General features: G+C 73.7%; 15 protein-coding genes, 2 pseudogenes and 1 riboswitch. Of the genes and pseudogenes, 11 read left to right on the forward strand and 6 right to left on the reverse strand.

The features are described from left to right. Positions 1 to 72: 72 nt before the first annotated feature. From ACZ53N_RS19565 to ACZ53N_RS19580, 4 genes are read right to left on the reverse strand one after another with little or no spacing between them, the layout of a single operon-like run. Positions 73 to 1,695, reverse strand: coding sequence for an ABC transporter ATP-binding protein (locus ACZ53N_RS19565; protein WP_469142084.1), 1,623 nt, complete (start codon positions 1,693 to 1,695; stop codon positions 73 to 75). Continuing rightward, positions 1,692 to 2,876 (reverse strand): CbiQ family ECF transporter T component, encoded by a 1,185-nt coding sequence (locus tag ACZ53N_RS19570; RefSeq protein WP_469142085.1) that lies wholly within the window; start codon positions 2,874 to 2,876, stop codon positions 1,692 to 1,694. The genes ACZ53N_RS19565 and ACZ53N_RS19570 overlap by 4 nt, the downstream gene beginning before the upstream one ends. Then, positions 2,873 to 3,550, reverse strand: coding sequence for an SCO2322 family protein (locus ACZ53N_RS19575; RefSeq protein ID WP_469142086.1), 678 nt, complete (start codon positions 3,548 to 3,550; stop codon positions 2,873 to 2,875). The genes ACZ53N_RS19570 and ACZ53N_RS19575 overlap by 4 nt, the downstream gene beginning before the upstream one ends. Next, entirely contained in the window at positions 3,547 to 4,809 is a 1,263-nt protein-coding gene (locus tag ACZ53N_RS19580) for a prenyltransferase/squalene oxidase repeat-containing protein (protein WP_469142087.1), read from the reverse strand. Before ACZ53N_RS19580 ends, ACZ53N_RS19575 begins: the two co-directional genes overlap by 4 nt. A gap of 223 nt (positions 4,810 to 5,032) precedes the next feature. Next, positions 5,033 to 5,150, reverse strand: a riboswitch (cobalamin riboswitch). Between the two features lie 318 nt (positions 5,151 to 5,468). Between ACZ53N_RS19580 and ACZ53N_RS19585 the strand changes: the two genes are divergently transcribed. From ACZ53N_RS19585 to ACZ53N_RS19610, 6 genes and pseudogenes are all read left to right on the forward strand, one after another. After that, positions 5,469 to 6,929: an aldehyde dehydrogenase gene (locus ACZ53N_RS19585; RefSeq protein ID WP_469142088.1), complete on the forward strand. Its 1,461-nt coding sequence runs from the start codon at positions 5,469 to 5,471 to the stop codon at positions 6,927 to 6,929. Then, positions 6,929 to 7,164 (forward strand): annotated as a pseudogene (locus ACZ53N_RS19590) (ferredoxin). Before ACZ53N_RS19585 ends, ACZ53N_RS19590 begins: the two are co-directional and overlap by 1 nt. Positions 7,165 to 7,331: 167 nt before the next feature. Next, entirely contained in the window at positions 7,332 to 9,992 is a 2,661-nt protein-coding gene (gene lanKC, locus ACZ53N_RS19595) for a class III lanthionine synthetase LanKC (RefSeq protein ID WP_469142089.1), read from the forward strand. Between the two features lies 1 nt (position 9,993). Continuing rightward, positions 9,994 to 10,131 carry a SapB/AmfS family lanthipeptide gene (locus ACZ53N_RS19600; protein WP_469142090.1) on the forward strand — a complete coding sequence of 46 codons (138 nt, stop codon included), beginning with the start codon at positions 9,994 to 9,996 and terminating at the stop codon, positions 10,129 to 10,131. A gap of 140 nt (positions 10,132 to 10,271) precedes the next feature. Beyond that, on the forward strand, positions 10,272 to 12,227 hold the full coding sequence (locus ACZ53N_RS19605) for an ABC transporter ATP-binding protein (protein ID WP_469142091.1): 1,956 nt from the start codon (positions 10,272 to 10,274) through the stop codon (positions 12,225 to 12,227). A gap of 244 nt (positions 12,228 to 12,471) precedes the next feature. After that, positions 12,472 to 14,229: an ATP-binding cassette domain-containing protein gene (locus ACZ53N_RS19610; RefSeq protein WP_469142092.1), complete on the forward strand. Its 1,758-nt coding sequence runs from the start codon at positions 12,472 to 12,474 to the stop codon at positions 14,227 to 14,229. Positions 14,230 to 14,260: 31 nt separating this feature from the next. On the opposite strand, the gene ACZ53N_RS19615 is transcribed toward ACZ53N_RS19610, so the two are convergent. Beyond that, on the reverse strand, positions 14,261 to 14,872 hold the full coding sequence (locus tag ACZ53N_RS19615; RefSeq protein WP_469142093.1) for a LuxR C-terminal-related transcriptional regulator: 612 nt from the start codon (positions 14,870 to 14,872) through the stop codon (positions 14,261 to 14,263). 367 nt (positions 14,873 to 15,239) lie between these two features. Beyond that, positions 15,240 to 15,863, reverse strand: a pseudogene (locus ACZ53N_RS19620) (TetR family transcriptional regulator); the annotation flags it as partial. A 219-nt stretch (positions 15,864 to 16,082) separates the two neighbouring features. Between ACZ53N_RS19620 and ACZ53N_RS19625 the strand changes: the two are divergent. From ACZ53N_RS19625 to ACZ53N_RS19645, 5 genes are all read left to right on the forward strand, one after another. Then, complete coding sequence (locus ACZ53N_RS19625; protein ID WP_469142094.1) at positions 16,083 to 17,441, forward strand: glycosyltransferase family 4 protein; 1,359 nt, start codon at positions 16,083 to 16,085, stop codon at positions 17,439 to 17,441. 85 nt (positions 17,442 to 17,526) lie between these two features. Next, positions 17,527 to 18,297, forward strand: coding sequence for a class I SAM-dependent methyltransferase (locus tag ACZ53N_RS19630; RefSeq protein ID WP_469142095.1), 771 nt, complete (start codon positions 17,527 to 17,529; stop codon positions 18,295 to 18,297). Beyond that, a complete protein-coding gene (locus ACZ53N_RS19635) occupies positions 18,294 to 19,364 on the forward strand; it encodes a prenyltransferase/squalene oxidase repeat-containing protein (protein ID WP_469142096.1) in 1,071 nt (356 codons plus the stop codon). Before ACZ53N_RS19630 ends, ACZ53N_RS19635 begins: the two co-directional genes overlap by 4 nt. A gap of 382 nt (positions 19,365 to 19,746) precedes the next feature. Further along, complete coding sequence (locus ACZ53N_RS19640; protein WP_469142097.1) at positions 19,747 to 20,535, forward strand: maleylpyruvate isomerase family mycothiol-dependent enzyme; 789 nt, start codon at positions 19,747 to 19,749, stop codon at positions 20,533 to 20,535. After that, positions 20,535 to 21,995, forward strand: coding sequence for a M1 family metallopeptidase (locus ACZ53N_RS19645; RefSeq protein WP_469142098.1), 1,461 nt, complete (start codon positions 20,535 to 20,537; stop codon positions 21,993 to 21,995). The genes ACZ53N_RS19640 and ACZ53N_RS19645 overlap by 1 nt, the downstream gene beginning before the upstream one ends. The last annotated feature ends 145 nt before the right edge of the window (positions 21,996 to 22,140 follow it).

The raw sequence follows: 22,140 nt of genomic DNA on the forward strand, positions 1-22,140 counted from the left end.
GACGGGCTTGATTTTCGGGCCTGGGTTCGTCCTCAAACGCCGGACGGGCTGATTCTGCCGGTTCCTCGGTCGTCACGGTGCCTCCTGCAAGGCATCGCGTACCTGCGGCACCGTGAGCCATGGGGACGGGGCGAGGATCTTCGCCACCTGGGGGGCGAAGGCCGGGGAGGAGACCACGACCTCCGCGGTCGGGCCGTCCGCGACGATCTCTCCGTCGGCGATGACGACCACCCGGTGCGCCAGCTCCGCCGCCAGTTCCACATCGTGCGTGGCCAGGACGATCGCGTGGCCCTCGGTGGCCAGGGCGCGCAGGATCTCCACCAGGCGGGCCTTGGCCGCGTAGTCGAGGCCGCGGGTCGGCTCGTCGAGCAGGATCAGCGGGGGGCGCGCCGTCAGCACCACGGCGAGCGCGAGCGCCAGCCGCTGGCCCTCGGACAGATCGCGGGGGTGGGTCGTGTCGGACACGTCCGGCAGCAGCTCGGAGACCAGGGCCCGGCAGGTGCCCGGCGCCGCCGCCGCGTCACCGTCGGCGGCCTCGCACTCCGCCGCGACGGTGTCGGCGTAGAGCAGGTCGCGCGGCTCCTGGGGCACGAGGCCGACGTGGCGCAGCAGCTCGGCGGGGGCCGTGCTCTGCGGGATCACGCCACCGACCCGCACCGAGCCCGAGGCGGGCTTGTGCATGCCGACCAGCGTGCGCAGCAGCGTCGACTTGCCCGCGCCGTTGCGGCCCATCAGCGCGACGGTCTCCCCGGCCCGTACGGTCAGCTCCACGTCGTGCAGAGCGGTGACCCGGCCGTGCCGGACGCCGAGCCGGGTCACCGACGCGGGCGCGAGGCCGTCGGTGACCGATGCGGCTTCCGGGGCGACGGGGGCGTCCAGCCCGGCCAGCCGCTCCCGCAGCGGGGCGGCCTTGCGGCGCGCGTCCCGGACGGACAGGGGCAGCGGCGACCAGCCCGCGAGCCGGCCCAGGGCGACCACGGGCGGGTGGACGGGCGAGACGGCCATGATCTCGGCGGGGTCCCCGACGACGGGGGCCGCGCCCGGCGCGGGCAGCAGGATCACCTGGTCCGCGTACTGCACGACCCGTTCCAGCCGGTGCTCGGCCAGCAGGACCGTCGTGCCGAGGTCGTGCACGAGGCGCTGGAGCACGGCGAGGACCTCCTCGGCCGCGCCGGGGTCCAGCGCGGAGGTCGGCTCGTCGAGGACCAGCACCTTGGGGTGGGTGGTCAGCACCGAGCCGATCGCGACGCGCTGCTGTTGCCCGCCGGAAAGGGTGGCGATGGGGCGGTCACGCAGGGTGGCGAGCCCCAGCAGGTCCAGGGTCTCCTCGACGCGGCGGCGCATCACGTCGGGCGCGAGGCCCAGGGACTCCATGCCGTACGCGAGCTCGTCCTCGACGGTGTCGGTGACGAAGTGGGCCAGCGGGTCCTGGCCGACGGTGCCGACGACGTCGGCGAGCTCGCGCGGCCGGTGCGTGCGGGTGTCACGGCCCGCGACGGTGACCCGGCCGTGCAGGGTGCCGCCGGTGAAGTGCGGCACGAGCCCGCTGACGGTGCCCAGCAGTGTCGACTTGCCGACGCCGGACGGCCCGACGAGCAGACACAGCTCCCCTTCGGGGACAGTGAGGTCCACCCCCTGCAATGAGGGGGCTGCGGCGTCGTCGTAGGTGACCGACACCTGCTCGAAGCGGATCACCGGGTCTCCTCGGAGTGGGGTGTGTGGGTGGGTTGCCCGGCCGGCCTCGGCGCCACGAACGCCGGCAGCAGGCCCAGCAGGATCGACGCCGCCGGCCACAGCGGCAGCTGCGGCGAGGTCAGCGGCACGGCCGAGGGGTGCAGGGCCTGCGGGGCGTACGAGCTCGCCCAGATCGTCAAGGCAGCGACCGCCACGCCCGAGCCGGACACCAGCCACGCGCGCGTGCCCCACCGGTCGGGCCGGTAGCGGGTGCGGACCGAGCGGCGGCCGCCCAGCCACAGGCCCGCCAGCGCGGCGGCGAGTCCGGCCACCAGCACCGTCAGGCCGTAGCCCGCGCCCTGGTCGGCGAGCAGTCCGTACGTACCGGCGCAGACGCCCAGCAGTCCGCCCAGCGTCAGCGCCGTCGTGGTGTGCCGGACGGCGCGCGGGACCTCGGCGCTGCGGCCGTAACCGCGCGCGTCCATGGCCGCCGCCAGCGCCACCGAACGTTCCAGCGCTCCCTCCAACACCGGCAGCCCCACCTGGAGCAGGGCCTTGAGGCCCCGGTCCGGGCGGCCGCGCAGTCGGCGGGCGGCACGCAGCCGCTGGACGTCCGCGACGAGGTTGGGCGCGAAGGTCATCGCGACGACGATGGCCACCCCCGCCTCGTACAGTGCGGCCGGCAGGGACTTCAGCAGCCGGGCCGGGTTGGCGAGCGCGTTCGCCGCGCCGACGCAGACCAGCAGCGTGGCCAGCTTCAAGCCGTCGTACAGCGCGAAGACCAGCCCCTCGGCGGTCACCCGGCCGCCGATCCGCACCCCTTTCGCCCAGTGGGGGAGCGGGACCTCGGGGAGGGTGACGAGGATGTGCGTGCCCGGGATCGGCGAGCCGAGCACGATCGCGAACACCAGCCGGATGACGATCACGGCCAGCCCGAGCTTGAGGAACGCCCCGTACGAGCGCGCCCACGGCGCGTCCGTGCGGCGCGCGGCCACCACGTATCCGGCGACGGCGACCAGCAGGCCGAGCAGCAGCGGATTCGTCGTGCGCGAGGCGGCGGTGGCGAGCCCGAGCGCCCATATCCACCAGGCGCCCGCGTGCAGCGCGGACGCCCGTGCGGTGACGGGCGCGGGGCCCGTCCGCTCGGAGCGCGCCCGGCCGGTCCGGTGGCCGCCGGCGCGCGGCGGGGTCGGCTCACTCATGCGCGGCGGCGGGCCTGCCACACGGCGGCGCCGCCGAGGACGACCACGGCGGCGATACCGACGAGCAGACCCGCGGAAGGACCGCCGTCGTCCCCGCCGTCGGACTTGCCGGACTCGCCGGACTTCTCGGAGGCGGACGGCCGCTGCCCGGACTCCTGCGCGCCCACCTGCTCACCGCAGCCCGACTTCGGGTAGCCCGCGATGGCGCACAGCAGGGCGGCGGAGTTGTAGCGCAGCGGTTTGGCGACGGCCGCCAGCGCGTCACCGGCGCCGGCGTCCTCACCGACCTGCGCGCACGCGGTGCGTTGCCGGGGCGGGCGCTCGCCACCGGGGGCGTGCTCGGGTATGCCGAAGTCGACGACGACCGCGACGCGCTTGCTGCCGTCCTTCGCGGGCGTGGCGGCGCAGATCGCCGCGAAGTCGCCCTTGTCGCGGGGTTTCGCGGCGTGCGCGGAGTCCTCGCTGACCGCGAACCGGAAGCCGATGGTGTCCCCGTCGTCCGGCCGCAGCACCGATGGTCCCTGGGTGGCGTACGCCCAGCCGCTGTCGGTGTGCTCCCAGAACGACCAGTACCGGTACCCCGCCGCCTGCGCGGGCACGGCCCCCAGGACGGCGAGGAGCCCGGCGACCATCAGCGCGCCGACGGCTCGCGCGGCGGAACGCGCCACCGTCACAGCTGCTGCTTCTTGTTGCGGCCGCTGATCAGGAAGCCGACGCCGACGCTCGCGACGAAGAAGATGCCGACGATCCACCAGATGCCGATGGTGTCGTCGTCCTTCTTCTTCTCGTCCTTGGTCTCCGTCGATGACGGAGAAGCCTCCGCCTTGGGACCGGTCGCGGTCAACTGCTGCACCAGGTCGACGCCGGCGAAGTCACGCGGGTTGGCACCGGCGGCGTGCACGGCGAGCACGAGCTTGGAGAGACGGCCGGGGTCGCCCTTGGCCCAGTCGACGGTCTTGTTGGCGCCGTCGCCGAGCCACTTCAGCGGCTTGGCCGCGGCGTCGCGGTGGCCCCCCGCCGCGAGGGCGAGGGTGGCGTCGGCGGTGAGGGCCGGATCGGCCCCGCCCTGCGGCATGGCGGACTTCAGGGCGCCGTTGTTCGCCTCGAGCTTCGCGGCCAGGTAGGCGGCCGCGGCGGCACCGGCGGACGGCGCGCCCTTGGGCTCGGCCGACTCGTCGTCGGCGCACTCGAGCGGCTTGACGGGCATGTCGCCGCCCTTGGCGGGCGCGACGAGGTAGCCCTTGCCGAGCGCGGCCAGCGCGGCGGCGGTGGTGGCCAGGTCGTTGGGGGTGAGCTTGCCCTTCTGGTCCGGGTAGGCGAAGACGCCCCGCTCGTCCTCCTTCTGGTCACAGCCGAGCTGGAAGCCGATCAGCGCGTCGTAGGGGTTCTTGCCGCCCTTGGCCGTCACCTTGGCGGGGTCCTGGCCGGTGGCCGCGTACGCGCCGATCGCGGTGGAGGTGGAGTTGGGGTCGCTGGGGGAGCCGGGGCCCATGCCCCAGCCGCCGTCCTCGTTCTGGTGGGCCTTGAGCCAGCCCAGGCCCTTCTTCACCGCGTCGCCGTGCCCGCCGGTGGCCGCGAGGCCCTGCACGGCGAGGGCGGTCTGGTCGGTGAACTCACCGGCCTTGGGGTCGCACGCCTTGGCCGTGTCCGCGCGGTACGCGGCGAAGCCGCCGTCCGCGCACTGCTGCCCCGCGAGCCAGTCGGTGGCCTGCTTCGGCGGGGCGACATCCGTCGCCTTCTGCGCGAGGAGGGCCAGGGACTGCCGGAAGACACCGTCGAACTGCGGGTCCTTCTTGCCGTACAGCCCCGGGGCGGTGGCCGGGGACGGTGAGCCGTCGGCGAACGCGGCAGGGGCCACGGCCGCGCTGAGGACGGCCGCGGTGGCCAGGGCCGCGGCGCCGCGGCGCGCGTGGACGGCGAAGGAGGGGGCCATGGGAAGTCGGTGCCTCTCGGTGGGTGTCTCACTGCGGTGGGCGGCATACGGCTGGGTGCTACGGGTGGTGCACAGCCTCGCACGGCAGCCCAGCCGCGCACTCGCGCGGTGGCACCGGGACGTCGGCTCCGCATACCTCGACGGTGCCGGTGTCCGGACGGCACCGCACGCGGCACGACCGGCTCCGGGGACCTGCGCCGCCACGGAGCGGGAGCTCCGGCTCGCCCGGCCGCACGGGGGTGCGGGCCGCGCTCACGGTTGCGGGTCAGCGCCGGATTCGCACCGGCTTTCCCCGTTCCGAGGCGGGATGAAGTTGTCACGCACACTTTAGCTGTCGCTTTACGGGCGTCTGATACCGCCACGAATGCCCTCCCGGCGGATGGCGTGGTTGTCCGCGGCCTGTGCCGAGCGGCGGTGGTCCGCCGGGAGCGGCAGCACGACGGGGGTGCCGGTCACTGATGTCCTCAAGCGCCGGACGGGCTTGTTTCAAGCCCGTCCGGCGCTTGAGGACCGGGCCCGGGGCTGAGCCCCGGCGGGCCGGGGCGGCCGTCCAGGGTGCCCGGTGCCCGGGGGCATTGCCCCCGCAAGCCCGTACTGGTACCACTCCTGATACAGCGTCAGGTATGCGGCGCGAGGCGGAAGCCGGGAGGCGGCGGGACATGGCTGGACTCATCGAGCACGGGCAGCTCTTCATCGGCGGGGTGATGGTCGATCCGGCCGGTACGGACACCATCGACGTCGTCTCCCCGCACACCGAAGCCGTCATCGGGCGGGTCCCGCACGCCTGCCGCAAGGACGTCGACCGGGCTGTCGCCGCCGCCCGCACCTCCTTCGACTCCGGCGTCTGGGCCGAGCGGCCCCTCGCCGAGCGGATCGAGGTCGTCACGCGGATCAAGGACGCGATCGCCGCCCGGCACGAGGAGATCGCCCGGGTCGTCTCCGCGCAGAACGGGTCCCCCTACTCCTGGAGCGTCCTCGGGCAGGCGCTCGGCGCCATGATGGTCTGGGACTGCGCCATCACCGTCGCCCGGGACTTCCCCTACGAGGAACGGCGGGCCGGTGTCCTCGGGCCGCTGCTCGTGCGGCGGGAGCCGGTCGGGGTCGTGGCGGCCGTCGTGCCGTGGAACGCGCCGCAGTTCGTGGCGGCCGCCAAGCTCGCGCCCGCGCTGCTGGCCGGCTGTTCGGTCGTCCTCAAGCCGTCCCCGGAGACGCCGCTGGACGCCTATCTGCTCGCGGAGATCGTCGCCGGGGCGGGACTGCCCGAAGGCGTGCTGTCGATCCTGCCCGCCGGCCGGGAGACCGGCGAGTACCTCGTCGGGCACCCCGGCATCGACAAGGTGTCCTTCACCGGCTCCGTGGAGGCGGGCCGGCGTGTCATGGCGACCGCCGCCCGCAACCTCACCCGCGTCACCCTGGAGCTCGGCGGCAAGTCCGCCGCCGTCATCCTCCCCGACGCGGACCTCGACGCGGCCGTCGCCGGCATCGTGCCCGCCGCCTGGATGAACAACGGCCAGACCTGCGTCGCCCAGACCCGCGTCCTGGCGCCCCGCGCCCACTACGACGAACTCGCCGAGCGCTTCGCCGCCGCCGCGTCCGCCTTCGTCGTCGGCGACCCACTGGACCCCGCCACCCAGGTCGGCCCGCTCGTCGCGGAGCGCCAGCGGCGCCGGTCGCTGGACTACATCGCGCTCGGGCAGCGCGAGGGCGCCAAGGTCCTCGCCGGGGGCGGCCGACCCGCCGGACAGGACAGCGGGTGGTACGTCGAGCCCACCCTCTTCGGCGACGTCGCCAACACGATGCGGATCGCCCGCGAGGAGATCTTCGGCCCCGTCGTCTGCCTCCTGCCGTACGAGGACGAGGAGGAGGCCGTCCGCATCGCCGACGACTCCGACTACGGTCTCTCCGGCAGCGTCTGGACCCGCGACGTCGAGCGCGGCATCGACGTCGCGCGACGGGTGCGCACCGGCACGTACTGCGTGAACACCTTCAGCCTCGACATGCTCGGCCCCTTCGGCGGCTACAAGAACTCCGGTCTGGGGCGGGAGTTCGGGCCGGAGGGCTTCGCCGCCTATATGGAACACAAGACGATCCATCTCCCCGCCGGTCACGAGGCGCCGTGATGGCCGAGCGCTGGCACGTGGAGGTCGACCGGAGCGTCTGCGTCGGATCGGGGATGTGCGCGGGGATCGCGCCGTGGGCGTTCCGGCTCGACACGGCCCGGCAGTCCCACCCTGTCGAACCGGAGACCGACGCGGCGCGCCCGTACGCGCCGCCGCGGAGAGCTGCCCCGTCGAGGCCATCACCCTCCGGGCTCTCGGCGACGGCGCCGCGGTCTTCCCGCCCGAGGACGCATGACCGGGGCCCCGGGGTCGCACAGGCAACCGGAACCGGGAGAGCCCACAACCGGAACACGAGTTGTCTTGTTACTCGTGCGTTCCTCATAGCGGGTTCATGACATATGCGACTGTCCCCTCCCGGTGACGCCGTGGAACCCTCACGACGTCACCGGACGAGGGAGTGCGATGAACAAGGGCTACGCCGTCTACTGCGACGCGGATCGCCGGTTCTACGACGCCCCGCACCGCCTGCCCACCGACGGCGACGGCCCCACCGCCTTCTACGCGACCGCCCGCCGCGAGCCCCCCGCCGACTGGCAGCGCCACGACTCCGGCGACTGGAGGGCGTTCCGGCCGCTCGACGCCCAACTGCCCAACCAGGGCTGGAAGATCCACGTCTCCGCGTGCCTGGACAACGCCGAGCGGATCCTCGCCGCCGTCTGGGACTACTGCGTACCGCGGCGCATCGCCTTCAAGTGCGTGCCGAGCCCGTACCTCCTGCACACCCGCAACGCCAAGTACGCCGACCGGGGCGGCAGCGGGAAGTTCATCACCGTCTACCCCGCCGACGACGCGCAGTGCCGGGCCGTCGCCGAGGACCTCGACGCCCTGCTGACCGGCGAGGCGGGCCCCTACATCCTCACCGACCTGCGCTGGGGCGACGGGCCGGTGTACGTGCGGTACGGCAGCTTCACCGAGCGGCACTGCTACGACGACAAGGGCGAGCTGCGCCCGGCCGTCGAGAACGCCGACGGGGTGCTCGTGCCCGACCGCCGGGACCCGGCCTTCCACGTCCCCGACTGGATCACCCTCCCCGACTTCCTCGCCCCGCACCTCGCCGCCCGCTCGGCGACGACGGTCAGCGACATCCCGTACCGGATCGACCGCGCCCTGCACTTCTCCAACGGCGGTGGCGTCTACGTCGGCACCGACCTGCGCACGAACCGGCAGGTCGTCCTCAAGGAAGGCCGCCCGCACGCGGGCCTGGCCGCCGACGGCGCCGACGCGGTGACCCGGCTGGAACGCGAACGGGACGCCCTGCGCGCGCTGTCGGGGCTGCCGTACACCCCCGAGGTGCACGACTACTTCACCCTCGGCGACCACCACTTCCTGGTCCTCGAATTCGTCGAGGGCCGGCCGCTCAACACCTTCTTCGCCCGGCGGCACCCGCTCGTCGACCCGGACCCCGGCGCCGAGGCCCTGGCCGCCTACACGGACTGGGCGATGCGGCTGTACCGGCTGGTCGAGGAGGCCGTCGACGCCGTCCACGCGCGCGGCATCGTCTTCAACGACCTGCACCTGTTCAACATCATGGTCGCCGAGGACGAGGAGTCGGTGGTCCTCCTCGACTTCGAGGCCGCCGCGCACATCGACGAGGGCCGCCGCCAGACCATCGCCAACCCCGGCTTCGTCGCCCCGGCCGACCGCAAGGGCTTCGACGTCGACCGCTACGCCCTGGCCTGTCTGCGCATCGCCCTTTTCCTGCCGCTGACGAGCCTGTTCGCCGTCGACCCGCACAAGGCGGCACACCTGGCACAGACGGCACGCGAGCAGTTCCCGGTGCCGCCCGGCTACTTCGACGAGGCCGTCGCGGAGATCGTCCACGGGCCGCGTACCGCGCGTGCCGCACGGGGGCTCGACGGGCCGCCGGGGGGATCGGCCACCGCCGCCGACTACCTGCCCGTCGACCTCGCCGACTGGCCGCGCAGCCGCGACTCCATGACGGAGGCCGTCCTCGCCTCGGCCACCCCCCAGCGCGAGGATCGCTACTTCCCCGGCGACATCGCCCAGTTCGCCACCGGCGGCGGCATCTGCTTCGCCCACGGCGCGGCCGGCGTGCTGTACGCCCTGGACGCCACCGGCGGGCGCGAGCGGTGCGGCGACGCCGAGGAATGGCTGCTGCGCCACACCAAGAGCCCCCGGCCCGGCACCCCCCTCGGCTTCTACGACGGACTCGCCGGCGTCGCCTGGGTCCTCGAACGGCTCGGCCACCGCGCCCGTGCCCTGGAACTCGCCGAGACGATCACCGCCCAGAACTGGGACCAGATCGCCCCCGACCTGCACAGCGGCCTCGCCGGCCTCGGCCTCGCCCTCGACTCCCTGGCCACGACCACGGGCGAGAGCGCCCTCCACGACGCGGCCCTGCGCTGCGCGGAACTGGTCATGGCCAAGCCGGTCGCCGAAGCGGGCGGCAAGCCCCGCGCCGGTCTGCTCCACGGCGCCACCGGCACGGCCCTGCTCCTGCTGCGCCTCTACGAACGCACCGGTGACCCGACACTCCTCGACCGCGCCGCCGACGCCCTGCGCCGTGACCTCGCCCGCTGCGTCCTCGGCGTGGGCGACGTCCTCCAGGTCGACGAGGGCTGGCGCACCATGCCCTACCTCGGCGCCGGAAGCGTCGGCATCGGCATGCTGCTCGACGACTACCTCGCCCACCGGCCCGACCCGGAGTTCGAGCAGGCGCGGGGCCGGATCGTCCGGGCCGCCCAGGCGACCTTCTACGCGCAGCCCGGCCTCTTCCGGGGCACCGCGGGCATGGTGCTCTACCTGAGCCGCACCACGGCCGCCGGACCCGGCACCGCCCCCGCAGACCTGCACCGCCAGATCGGCTCCCTGTCCTGGGGCGCCGTGCCCTTCCAGGGCCATCTGGCCTTCCCCGGCGAGCAGATGATGCGTCTGTCGATGGACCTGTCCACCGGCACCGCCGGTTGTCTGCTCGCCCTGGGCAGCGCCTTGCACCCCACACCGGTGCACCTGCCCTTCCTCCCGCCGCTCCGGCGGCCCCCAGAGCCGGCCCTTCGGGGTCGTACAGAAAAACACCCCGTCCCCACAAGTGAGAGGAACTGACATGACCCTTCTCGACCTGCAGACGATGGAGACCCCCAAGACCGAGGTGACCAACGAGCTGGGCGGCGGCGGTGGCGGCAGCCGCGCCAGCCTGCTGCTCTGTGGTGACAGCAGCCTGTCGGTCGTCACCTGCAACTGATCGCGGGCACGGCGGTCGCAGACCGCCACGCCACGATCGTGGTGACGTAACCCACGCACGGTCGAACCGGTCCCGGGCGCATCGCCGCCCGGGGCCGGTTCGCGCCCCTGGCCACGCCCACGGACGAGGACCCACCGCGTATGGCCACGACGCCCCGCACACCCAGAGCCACGGACCCCGCACCGGCGGCCGACGAACGCAGGCCCCCCGCCCGGGGCCGGGCGCACGACGACGCAACGGTGAACGAGGACGCTCGGGTGAACGAGGACGCACGGGCGGTCGACAACGCTCGGGCGCGCGATGACGCACGGGCACACGACACCGCGCAGGCACACGACACCGACGCATCGGACGCCGACCGGCTGCTGCTGGCCGCCGCCCGGCACAGCGTCGGCCGCACCGCCGTGATCTGCCTGCTCAGCACGGTGACCGCGGGCTGTGCGCTCGCCCTGCCCGCCGCGCTCGGCCACACCCTCGACCTGATCCTTGCCAACGGCCCCTCGCCGTACCTCTGGACGGCCCTGTGCGCGGCCCTGATCAGCGCCGAAGTCCTCCTCGAAGCTCTGACGGCCTTCGTCACCGGCACCACGAACGCGCGCGGCGGCTCCTGGCTCCGCCGCCTCGGTGTCCGGGGTCTGCTCGCCGCCGGCCCGCACCACGCCTCCCGCTTCACCCCCGGCGACCTTGTCACCCGGCTGACCGGCAACGCGGCCGAGGCGGGCACCGCCCCGACGACCGCCGCCACCGGCGTCGCCGCGCTGATCACCCCGCTCGGCGGGCTGATCGCCCTCGCCTTCATCGACCTCTGGCTGGCCGCCGTCTTCCTCGCCGGGGCACCGGCGCTGTTCCTCTTCCTGCGTGCCTTCGCCCGCAGCTCCTCCGACAGCGTCTCGCGCTACCAGCGCGTCCAGGGCGAACTCGCCGCCCGGCTCGTCGAGGCCCTCGGCGGTGCCCGTACCGTCGCCGCCGCCGGCACCGCCCGGCGCGAGCGCGACCGGGTCCTCGCACCGCTGCCCGAACTGAGCGCCCAGGGGCGGCGCATGTGGCAGGTGTACGGGCGGGCCGTCGTCCAGGGCGGCATCCTGGTGCCGCTGCTGCAGACGGCCGTCCTCGCGGTCGGCGGGGTGCGCCTCGCCGCCGGTGACCTGAGCGTCGGCGAACTGCTGGCCGCCACCCGTTACGCGGCGCTCGCCGCCGGTGTCGGCTCCGTCATCGGCCGGCTCAACTCCCTGGTGCGCAGCCGCGCCGCCGCCCGGCGCGCCGCCGAACTCCTGGCGCTGCCCGCCATGCCGTACGGCACCAGGCCCCTGCCCCCGGACGGCCCCGGCCGGCTCGAACTGAGGGGCGTGAGCGTCACCCGCGGTGGCTGCGAGGTGCTGCGCGGCGTCGACCTGGTGGTCCCCGGCGGTACCACGACGGCCGTCGTCGGCCGCTCCGGCGCGGGCAAGTCCGTCCTGGCCGCCGTCGCCGGCCGGCTGACCGACCCCGGCAGCGGGCAGGTGCTGCTCGACGGCGTGCCCCTGACCGAGGCGGACCCCGCAGAGCTGCGGCGGGAGATCGGGTACGCCTTCGAGCGGCCCGCGCTGTTCGGTGACACGGTCGGGGGGGCCGTCGCCTTCGGGGCGTACGCCCCCGACGGGCCCGCCGTCGAGGCCGCCGCGCGGGCGGCCAGCGCGGACCGCTTCATCCGGTTGCTCCCGCGCGGGTACGACACCCCCCTCGCCGACGCGCCGCTGTCGGGCGGCGAGCTGCAACGCCTCGGCCTGGCCCGGGCCTTCGCCCACGCGGGCCGGCTGCTGGTGCTCGACGACGCCACCTCCAGCCTGGACAGCGTCACGGAGGTTCAGGTGGGGCGGGCACTGGTCGGCGAGGTCCGGGCGGGCACCCGGCTGCTGATCGCGCACCGCGTCTCCTCGGCGGCCCGCGCGGACCGCGTCGCCTGGCTGGAGAACGGCCGCATCCGCGCCGTGGGCCCGCACGAGGAGCTGTGGGAACTGGCCGACTACCGGGCGGTGTTCGCGGACGAGCCGGAGGAGTCGGCCGAGCCGGCCGAGCCGGAAGCCGAGCGTGCCGACGGAACGGGGGCGGGCCGGTGAGTGACAGCGTGTGGGTTGTACCTCCGGGTGAACAGGCGAGGCGCGGCCCGGTGGCCGACACCCGCACGCGGCCCGGTCCCGCCCGCCGCATCCTGCGGAAGGCCGTGTGGGTCGTCCGCCCGGGGCGAGGGCGCGCTCAGGGCACCGTCGCTGCTGCGACGTGGCGGACCACTCCGCCGGGACTCGGCCGGGCCGGGGCCGCCGCCCCCGCCGGGAGGCAGCCCGCCGGGCGGGGTGCGGTCCGGTGACCGGCACCCGCACGCGGCCCGGTCCCGCCCGCCGCGTCCTGCCGAAGGCCAAACGCTTCCTGGCGTGCCGCAAGCGCGTGCTGCTGACGCTCGGCGGCTGGTCCCTGCTGGAGTCCGCGCAGACCTTCCTCGGCGGCTACAGCGTGGCCCGCGCCCTCGACGACGGATTCCTGGCGGGCCGGCCCGGCGTCGGACTCGGCTGGCTGGCGCTCGCCGCCGTGACGATCGTCGTCGGCGGACTCGCCACCGGCGGGGTGTTCCGCGGGCTGGCCGACCTCGTGGAGCCGCTCCGGGACGGGCTGGTGCGCCGGGTGGTGAGCCGGTCGCTGGGGGAGGCTGTGAGCGGCGGGGGGCGGGCGGACAGCGCCGTGGTCTCCCGGCTGACCCACCAGACCGAGCTGGCCCGCGACAGCTTCGCGGGGCTGGTGCTGGTGGCCCGCTCGTTCGTCTTCACCGCGGCCGGGGCGTTGCTGGGCCTCGCCTCCCTCGCGCCGCTCCTGCTGCTGGTCGTCGTGCCGCCCCTGCTGCTGGGCCTGGCGCTGTTCGTGGCCACCCTGGCACCGATGGCCGACCGGCAGCAGGACTTCCTCGGCGCCGACGAACGCATGTCCACCGAGTTCGGCGCGCTCGCCGAGGGGCTGCGCGACGTGGTGGCGTGCGGGGCGGAGCGGCAGGCCACCGGACGGGCGGACGCGCTGATCGCCGCCGAGGTCCGGGCGGCCCGTTCGCTCGCCGGGTGGGCGGCGGTCCGGGCCCTGGCGCTCGGCGTGGCCGGGCAGTTGCCGGTGGTGCTGCTGCTCGTCGCCGCGCCCTGGCTGCTCGACCGGGGCCTGACCGCGGGCGAGCTGCTCGGCGCGCTCACCTACCTCGTCCAGGCGCTGCTGCCCGCCCTGCACACCCTGATGAACGCGCTCGGAGCGGCGGGCACCCGGCTGCTGGTGGTGCTCGACCGCCTCACCTCGGGTGCCGACGGCGACCTGCCCGCGCACGGCGACGAGGGGGCGCCGGCGGCGCCCGCGCAGCCGCCGCGCGTCGAGTTGCGGTCGGTCACCTTCGCCTACGGGCCGCGCGCCCACCCCGTCGTCCGGGACCTCGACCTCGTGGTGGAGCCAGGCGAGCACCTGGTGGTGGTCGGCCCCAGCGGCATCGGCAAGTCCACCCTGACGGGACTCGTCGCGGGGCTGCTCACCCCGGACCGGGGCGAGGTGCGGGTGGCGGGGGAGCCCGTGGCCGGGCCGGCGGCGGCCCCGGGCCGGGAGTGGGCGCGGCAGCGGGTGCTGATCCCCCAGCAGGCCTATGTCTTCACCGCCACCGTCCGGGAGAACCTGCTCTACCTCCGCCCCGGCGGGGCGCCCCCGGCGGCCGTCGCGGCATCGGTGGCGGCCGTGGGCCTCGAAGGGCTGGTGGAGCGGCTGGGCGGGCTGGACGCACAGGTCGACCCGGCCGCGCTGTCACAGGGGGAGCGGCAGCTCATCGCGCTGGGCCGGGCCCATCTGTCCCCCGCGCCGCTCGTGCTGCTGGACGAGGCGACCTGCTATCTGGACCCGGCGGCGGAAGCGCGCGCCGAGCGCGCCTTCGCCGAGCGGCCCGGCACCCTGATCGTGGTGGCGCACCGGATCAGCTCCGCGCGCAGGGCCGACCGGGTGCTGGTGATGGACGGCGCCCACGCCGTCTGCGGGCGCCACGACGAACTGCTCGACTCCTCGGTCCTCTACCGCGATCTGGTGGGGCGCTGGCACGCGGGGCACGTCTGACCCAGGCACGCTGCCCGGCCCGCGGCCCCGGCTACACCCACCCCGCGCACTGGGAGATCCGTATGGCGTCCACCCGGTTGCGGGCGCCGGTCTTGCGGGTGATGGCGGCCATGTAGTTGCGCACGGTCCCGTTCGACAGACACAGACTGCGGGCGATCTCCCCGATGGAGGCGCCCTCGGCGGCCAGCGATAACACGCTGAGTTCGCGTCGCGTCAGCGGCATTTCCGACGCCTCCAGAAAGCCGAAGCCGAGTGACTCGTCGACGTAGCGCTCGCCCTTGGCGACACGCCGGATGCCCTCGACCAGCCGATCGGGAGAAGCGTTTTTGCTCAAGAACCCCAGGGCCCTCTCCTCATAGGCCCGGCGCAGGGGGCCCGGCCGTCCCGCGCTCGCCAGGGCCAGCAGGGAGAAACCGTCGCCCCCTTCGTAACATCGGCGGGACAGCTCCCGGATGCCGCGCGGGCCGACCGCGTCGGGGCTGTCCATGTCCACCACGCACACCTGGGGCCGCAGCGTCCGCGAGGTCGCGACGGCTCCCGGCCAGGACGTCGAGGAGACCTCGAGATCGGTCTCCCTACCGATCAGCGCTGCCAGCGCCGTCCTCAGCAGATAGGTGTCGTGCACCAGAAGGACCCGGATCACGTTCCCGCCTCTCCCCGCTCGCGCTCCCCGGGTAGCGAGCGCTACGTCGGGCACGTCGGTAAATACTTACCGGCGTGTGCCACTGTCACGGGTGCCGAAACCGAACGTGCGGGGGGCGCAAGGGCGCACGAAACTCGCGGCGTGCGCCCCAAGTGTGAGCGAATGCGCCTCCCCCTGCGCATGGACGCCGGAGCGGGAAGGTGGTCGTACGCGGCGGTCAGCGCCGTTTGGCGCGGCCCGACTTGGTGTGACTCGTAGGGGTACGACCCGACTTGACGCGCCCGCCGCCCGCCGCGCCTGCCGCGCCCGCTGTTCCCGCCGCCGCGCCCGTCGCGCTCCCCGTGCCCGCCGTCGGGCCGTCGGCCGCCGACGTCAGGTCGATCAGCCGGCAGACCGTCTCGATGTCTATCTTCACCTGGGCGATGGAGGCCCGCCCCGACAGCCAGGTGATCAGCGCCGAGTGCCAGGTGTGCTCGATGACCCGCACGGCCGAGAGCTGCGCGGGGGTGGGCGGGACGGTCAGGCCCATCGCGTCCAGGATGATCGTCGTCGTCAGCCGGGAGGCCGCGTCGACCTCGGCGCTCACCGACCGGTCGGCGAACGTGAGGGCGCGCACCATCGCGTCGGCCAGATGCGGCTCGCGTTGCATCGCGCGGAACGCCCGCATCAGCGTCTGCGCGACCCGGGCGGCGGGCTCCTCCTCGGTGGGCGGACGCTTGCGCAGCGTCTCGTGCAGATGCTGGAGCTGGTCCTGCATCGTGGCCACCAGCAGATGGATCTTCGAGGGGAAGTAGCGGTAGAGCGTGCCGAGCGCGACGCTCGAGGACTCGGCGACCTCCCGCATCTGCACCGCGTCGAAGCCGCCGCGGCCGGCCAGCTGGGCGGTGGCGTGCAGGATCCGGCGGCGCCGCGCCTCCTGACGCTCGGTCAGGGGGAGACCGGACGGGGCGATGGCGACCGATGCGGTCGCCGACTTGGGTTCCGTCGTCATATGTCCCATTCCGTGGCAATCCATCCAGCGGTGTCTGTACAGCCCGGACGGCACAGCATGGCAGGGGCCGGGTCGTGGCGCGAATCACCTGATCCGGCTCCGGCGCGTTGCCGTGAGGCCGGTAGATTCGAGACTTCTGGACGACTCGGTCTGAAACTTGTTCTAGATTACCGCGACCGGTTACGCTCCGGCGGAATCGCAGTGAGAAGGAGGCCGGGAGTGACCGCTGAGGCCGCTGAGGCAACGAGATCCCACCTCCTGGACCAGGACGTCGGCCGACCGCTGCGCATCGCGATGCTCACGTACAAGGGGAACCCGTTCTGCGGCGGCCAGGGCGTCTACGTACGCCACCTCTCCCGTGAACTCGCCCGGCTCGGCCACACCGTCGAGGTCATCGGTTCCCAGCCCTATCCCGTCCTGGACGAGGGCACCGGACCCGGCAAGGTCAGCCTCACCGAGCTGCCCAGCCTCGACCTCTACCGCCAGCCGGACCCCTTCCGCACCCCGGGGCGCGACGAGTACCGCGACTGGATCGACGCGCTGGAGGTCGGCACCATGTGGACCGGCGGTTTCCCCGAGCCGCTCACGTTCAGCCTGCGCGCCCGCCGTCATCTGCTGGCCCGCCGCGGCGAGTTCGACGTCGTCCACGACAACCAGACCCTCGGCTACGGCCTCCTCGGCAACCTCGGCACCCCCCTGGTCACCACCATCCACCACCCCATCACCGTCGACCGGCAGCTGGACCTCGACGCCGCCGACGGCTGGCAGCGCCGCGCCTCCGTGCGCCGCTGGTACGGCTTCACCCGGATGCAGAAGCGCGTCGCCCGGCGGCTGCCGTCCGTGCTCACCGTCTCCGGCTCCTCGCGCCAGGAGATAGTCGATCACCTCGGGGTGCGCGACGAGCGCGTCCACGTCGTCCACATCGGCGCCGACACCCAGCTCTTCTCCCCGGACCCGGCCGTCGCCGAGGTACCCGGCCGGATCGTGACGACCTCCAGCGCCGACGTCCCCCTCAAGGGACTCGTCCACCTCGTCGAGGCGCTCGCCAAGGTCCGTACGGAGGCCCCCGACGCCCACCTCGTCGTCGTCGGCAAGCGCGCCGAGGGCGGCCCGGTCGCCGCGGCCATCGAGCGGTACGGGCTCGAGGGGGCCGTCGAGTTCGTCAAGGGCATCACCGACGCCGAGCTCGTCGACCTGGTCCGCTCGGCGCAGATCGCCTGCGTCCCCTCCCTCTACGAAGGCTTCTCGCTGCCCGCCGCCGAGGCCATGGCGACCGGCACGCCGCTGGTGGCCACCACCGGCGGCGCCATCCCCGAGGTCGCCGGCCCCGACGGCGAGACGTGCCTCGCCGTGCCGCCCGGTGACGCGGGGGCGCTCGCCGCCGCGCTGGGCCGGCTGCTCGGCGACGCGGGACTGCGCCGCCGGCTGGGCGCCGCGGGCCGCGAGCGTGTGCTGGCCCGGTTCACCTGGGAGCAGGCCGCCATCGGCACCGCCGAGCGCTACCGCGCCGCCATCGCCGACCGGGGCGCCGGGCGCGGCGCCCCGGCCCGCGCCACCGCGAGACGCAAGCCCGCCTGACCCCTGGACCGGCGGCCGCCCGCCACCCGCTTTCGCCCCCTCACGACCCCGCAGGACGCATTCCCCGAGCCAGAAGGCAGAGCCCGTGCTGACCGTCGATTTCTCCCGCTTCCCGCTCGCCGCAGGCGACCGCGTCCTCGATCTGGGGTGCGGCGCAGGGCGGCACGCCTTCGAGTGCTACCGGCGGGGCGCGCAGGTCGTGGCCCTCGACCGCAACGGCGAGGAGATCCGCGAGGTCGCCAAGTGGTTCGCCGCCATGAAGGAGGCCGGTGAGGCCCCGGCGGGCGCCACCGCCACCGCCATGGAGGGCGACGCGCTGGCCCTGCCCTTCCCCGACGACAGCTTCGACGTCGTCATCATCTCCGAGGTCATGGAGCACATCCCGGACGACAAGGGCGTGCTCGCCGAGATGGTGCGCGTCCTCAAGCCCGGCGGCCGTATCGCCGTCACCGTGCCGCGCTACGGCCCGGAGAAGATCTGCTGGGCCCTCTCCGACGCCTATCACGAGGTCGAAGGCGGCCACATCCGCATCTACCGCGGCGACGAACTCCTGGACCGGATGCGCGAGGCGGGCCTCAAGCCGTACGGCACCCACCACGCCCACGGGCTGCACAGCCCGTACTGGTGGCTCAAGTGCGCCTTCGGGGTGGGCAAGGACGGTCAAGACGCAGCGCTGCCGGTCCGCGCGTACCACAAGCTGCTGGTCTGGGACATCATGAAGAAGCCACGGGCCACCCGCCTCGCCGAGCAGGTCCTCAACCCCCTCATCGGCAAGAGCTTCGTCGCCTACGCCACCAAGCCGCACGCCGCGGCCGCCCAGGTCACCAAGGACGCTGCCCGCGAGGGGCGAGCGTGACGACACCGGGCCGTACCGAGCGCCTCGTCCTCGCCGGGGTGCTCACCGCCGAGCAGGTCGCGCAGACCGTCGCGGGCATCGCCGCCACGCAGTGCCCCGACGGCGCCATACCCTGGTTCCGCGGCCACCACCTGGACCCCTGGGACCACGTCGAGGCCGCGATGGCGCTGGACGTGGCGGGCGAACGGGACCGGGCCGAGGCCGCCTACCGCTGGCTGGCCGAGCACCAGAACCCCGACGGCTCGTGGTACGCCGCGTACGCCGACGGCGACCCCGAGGAGCCCACCGACCGGGGGCGGGAGACGAACTTCGTCGCCTACGTCGCCGTCGGCGTCTGGCACCACTACCTCGCCACCGGCGACGACGCCTTCCTCGACCGCATGTGGCCGACCGTCTTCGCCGCCGTCGAGTTCGTCCTGGGCCTGCAACAGCCCGGCGGCCAGATCGGCTGGAAGCGGGAGGACGACGGCACCCCCGTCGACGACGCGCTGCTGACCGGCTCGTCCTCCATCCACCACGCGCTGCGCTGCGCCCTCGCCATCGCAGAGCACCGCGAGGAGCCGCAGCCCGACTGGGAACTGGCCGCGGGCTTCCTCGGCCACGCCATCCGGCACCACCCCGAGCGGTTCCTGGACAAGGACCGCTTCTCGATGGACTGGTACTACCCGGTCCTCGGCGGCGCGGTCACCGGCGCCGCCGCGAAGGAGCGCCTGGAGGCGGGCTGGGACCGCTTCGTCGTCCCGGGCCTGGGCGTGCGCTGCGTCTCCGACCGGCCCTGGGTGACCGGCGGCGAGAGTTGCGAACTCGCCCTCGCGCTCTGGGCGATGGGCGAGTCCGACCGCGCGGTCGCGATCCTCCAGTGGATCCAGCACCTACGCGCCGAGGACGGCATGTACTGGACCGGCTACGTCTACGAGGACGACGCCGTCTGGCCGGAGGAACGCACCTCCTGGACCGCCGGCTCACTGCTCCTGGCCGTGGCCGCCCTCGGCGGCGACGAGGCGACCACCACGGTCTTCGGCGGCGAACGCCTCCCGTACGGCCTGGAACCGGACTGCTGCGCCTGAGTCCTGAGCCGGACGGTCGAAGCCGGCCCCGGCCCGGGAAGCCCCCGCCAGCGGGGCGGGAGAGCCGCCGCGGGGCGGGAATCCGGGCGCCGGTCGGCAATCCAACCGCCCGGGGCGGGGCTCCAGCCGCCGGGCGGTAAACCCGGGTTCCGGGCAGGGAATCCAGCCGTCGGGGGGCGAATCCAGCCCGTCCGGCGGTTGAGGACAATCTTGTACGGCGACAACGACCGCGGTTCCTGGGGAACGGACCCCACCCGAACGGACCCCTCCGAGTCGCACAGCGAACCGCGCCGGGCCACCCTGAGAGAACACAGCCGCACCGCCGCCCCCAACAGTCGCCCCGGCCCAAGGCGTTGTCAGTGGCCCGTTCTAGAGTGACGTCATGAGCCTTCTCAGTCACGACCGTTACTGCTCCGAGGTCGAAGCCCAGACCGGACTGCTGCGTTCGGCACTGCACGGCACCGACCTCTCCGCGACCGTGCCCACCTGTCCCGACTGGTCGCTCAGCGAGCTGGTCCTGCACGTCGGCGGCGCGCAGCGCTGGGCCGAGACGATCGTGCGGACGCGCGCGAGCGAGCCCGTGGCCCCCGAGGCGATCGCCGGCGCGGCCGGCCCGGACCCGCTCGACGCGGCCGGGCTCGACGCGTGGCTGGCCGAGGGCGCCGAGGCGCTCGCGCGGACCCTGCGCGCCGCGGACCCCGCCGAGGAGGTGTGGACCTGGGCACCGAAGCAGACGCCGGGCTTCTGGGCCCGCCGGATGGCGCACGAGACGGTGATCCACCGGGCCGACGCGTATCTGACCGCCGGCCTCGACTTCACCCTCGACGCCGATCTCGCGGCGGACTGCATCGACGAATGGCTGGAGATCGGCAGCTATCCGCAGACGGTGGAGCGCAAGCCGGAGCTCAAGGAGCTGCTCGGCCCCGGCCGCACCATTCATCTGCACGCCACGGACACCCCTGCCGAGCTCGAGGCGGAGTGGTTCGTCGACCTCACCGGTGAGCGTGCCACCTGGCGTCGCGCCCACGAGAAGGCGGCCGTCGCCCTGCGTGGGCCGCTCACCGACGTCCTGCGCGTCTTCTACCGCCGCCTCCCGGCGGACACCGACCGTGTCGAGGTGCTCGGCGACCGCGAGCTGCTCGACTTCTGGCTGGAGCGGGTCACCTTCTGATGAGAACCGACGAGCACATGTCCGACGGCGGGCGCCGGGCGCCCGCGCCGCGCCGTCTGCTGCGTGGTGCCCTGCCGGTGGTCCTGATGCTCGTCGCGGCCTGTACGGGCGACGGCGGTGGCGTGGCCGCCGCCGCCGGGCAGCCCGGGGTGGCGGGCGTCGGCGACCCGCTCTTCCCCCGCCTGGGCAACGGCGGTTATGACGTCCGCCACTACGGACTCACCCTCGACTACGTGCCCGAGGGGAACCGGCTGCACGGCATCGCCGTCGTCAAGGCCCGGGCCAAGCAGGATCTGAACGCCTTCAACCTCGACTTCAAGGGTTTGAAGGTGCGGACCGCGCTGGTCGACGGAAAGTCCGCGCGGGTCTCCCGCAAGGGCGACGAACTGACGGTGACGCCCCGCTCGACGATCGGCAAGGGGCACGAATTCGAGGCGAAGATCGTCTATGACGGCAAGCCCCAGCGCGTCGTCGACGCGGACGACGGCAAGGAGGGCTGGGTCGAGACCGACGACGGTTCGGTGAGCCTCGGTGAGCCCATGGGCTCGATGACCTGGTTCCCCGGCAACCACCACCCCTCGGACAAGGCCACCTACGACATCGACGTCACCGTCCCCGAGGGCTTCACCGCCGTGGCCAACGGCGAGTTGAAGCGCAAGAAGGTCGCCGAGGACGGACGGACGACCTTCGCCTGGCACACCGCCGAACCCATGGCCAGCTATCTCGCCAGCGTCGCCGTAGGGGACTTCACCGTCTCCGAGACCAAGGCGAAGAACGGCCTCCCGGTGTACGTCGCCGTCGACCCGGACGAGGCGGAGCGGAGCAAGGGCGTCGAGAAGCTCATACCCGAGGTCGTCGAGTGGGGGAGCGGACTCTTCGGCCCGTACCCCTTCAGCGGCACCGGCGCCGTCATCGACAACAACCCCGACATCGGCTACGCCCTGGAGACACAGAGCAAGCCGTACTTCCCGCACGCGCCCGACGATCTGCTGGTGGTGCACGAGCTGGTGCACCAGTGGTTCGGCAACTCCGTCTCCCCCCGCACCTGGCGGGACATGTGGCTCAACGAGAGCTTCCCGACCTACGCCGAGTGGATGTGGGAGGAGAAGACCGGCGGCCGGAGCGTGGCCAAGATATTCCAGGACTACTACGACGGCACCGACAAACTCAGCAAGTACATCTGGGACTTCCCGCCCGGCAGCCCGCCCGCCGACGACGTGTCCGGCGACCCCGTCTACGGCCGGGGCGCGATGGTGCTGCACAAGGTGCGCGAAACCGTCGGCGACAAGACCTTCTTCGACATCCTCCGCACCTGGACGAAGGAACACCGGCACGGCAACGCCGAGACCCGCCAGTTCATCGAGCTGTGCGAGAAGAAGTCCGGCAAGGACCTGGGCAAGCTCTTCGAGGCCTGGCTGTACGGAAAGGCGAAGCCTCCGAGGGGCGAGGTCACGCCGTAGTCGGTCGGGTGTGCCACCGCTGCGCGGCGGTGTCCTCAAGCGCCGGACGGGGTTGGTCCAGCCCGTCCGGCGATTGGGGGAAAACCCCACAGAAAAGCCCCCCCCCCAGCAGGCACAGCCAACAAACAACCAATTGGCACTCATT

It is taken from the genome of Streptomyces sp. NPDC033229, assembly GCF_055576875.1.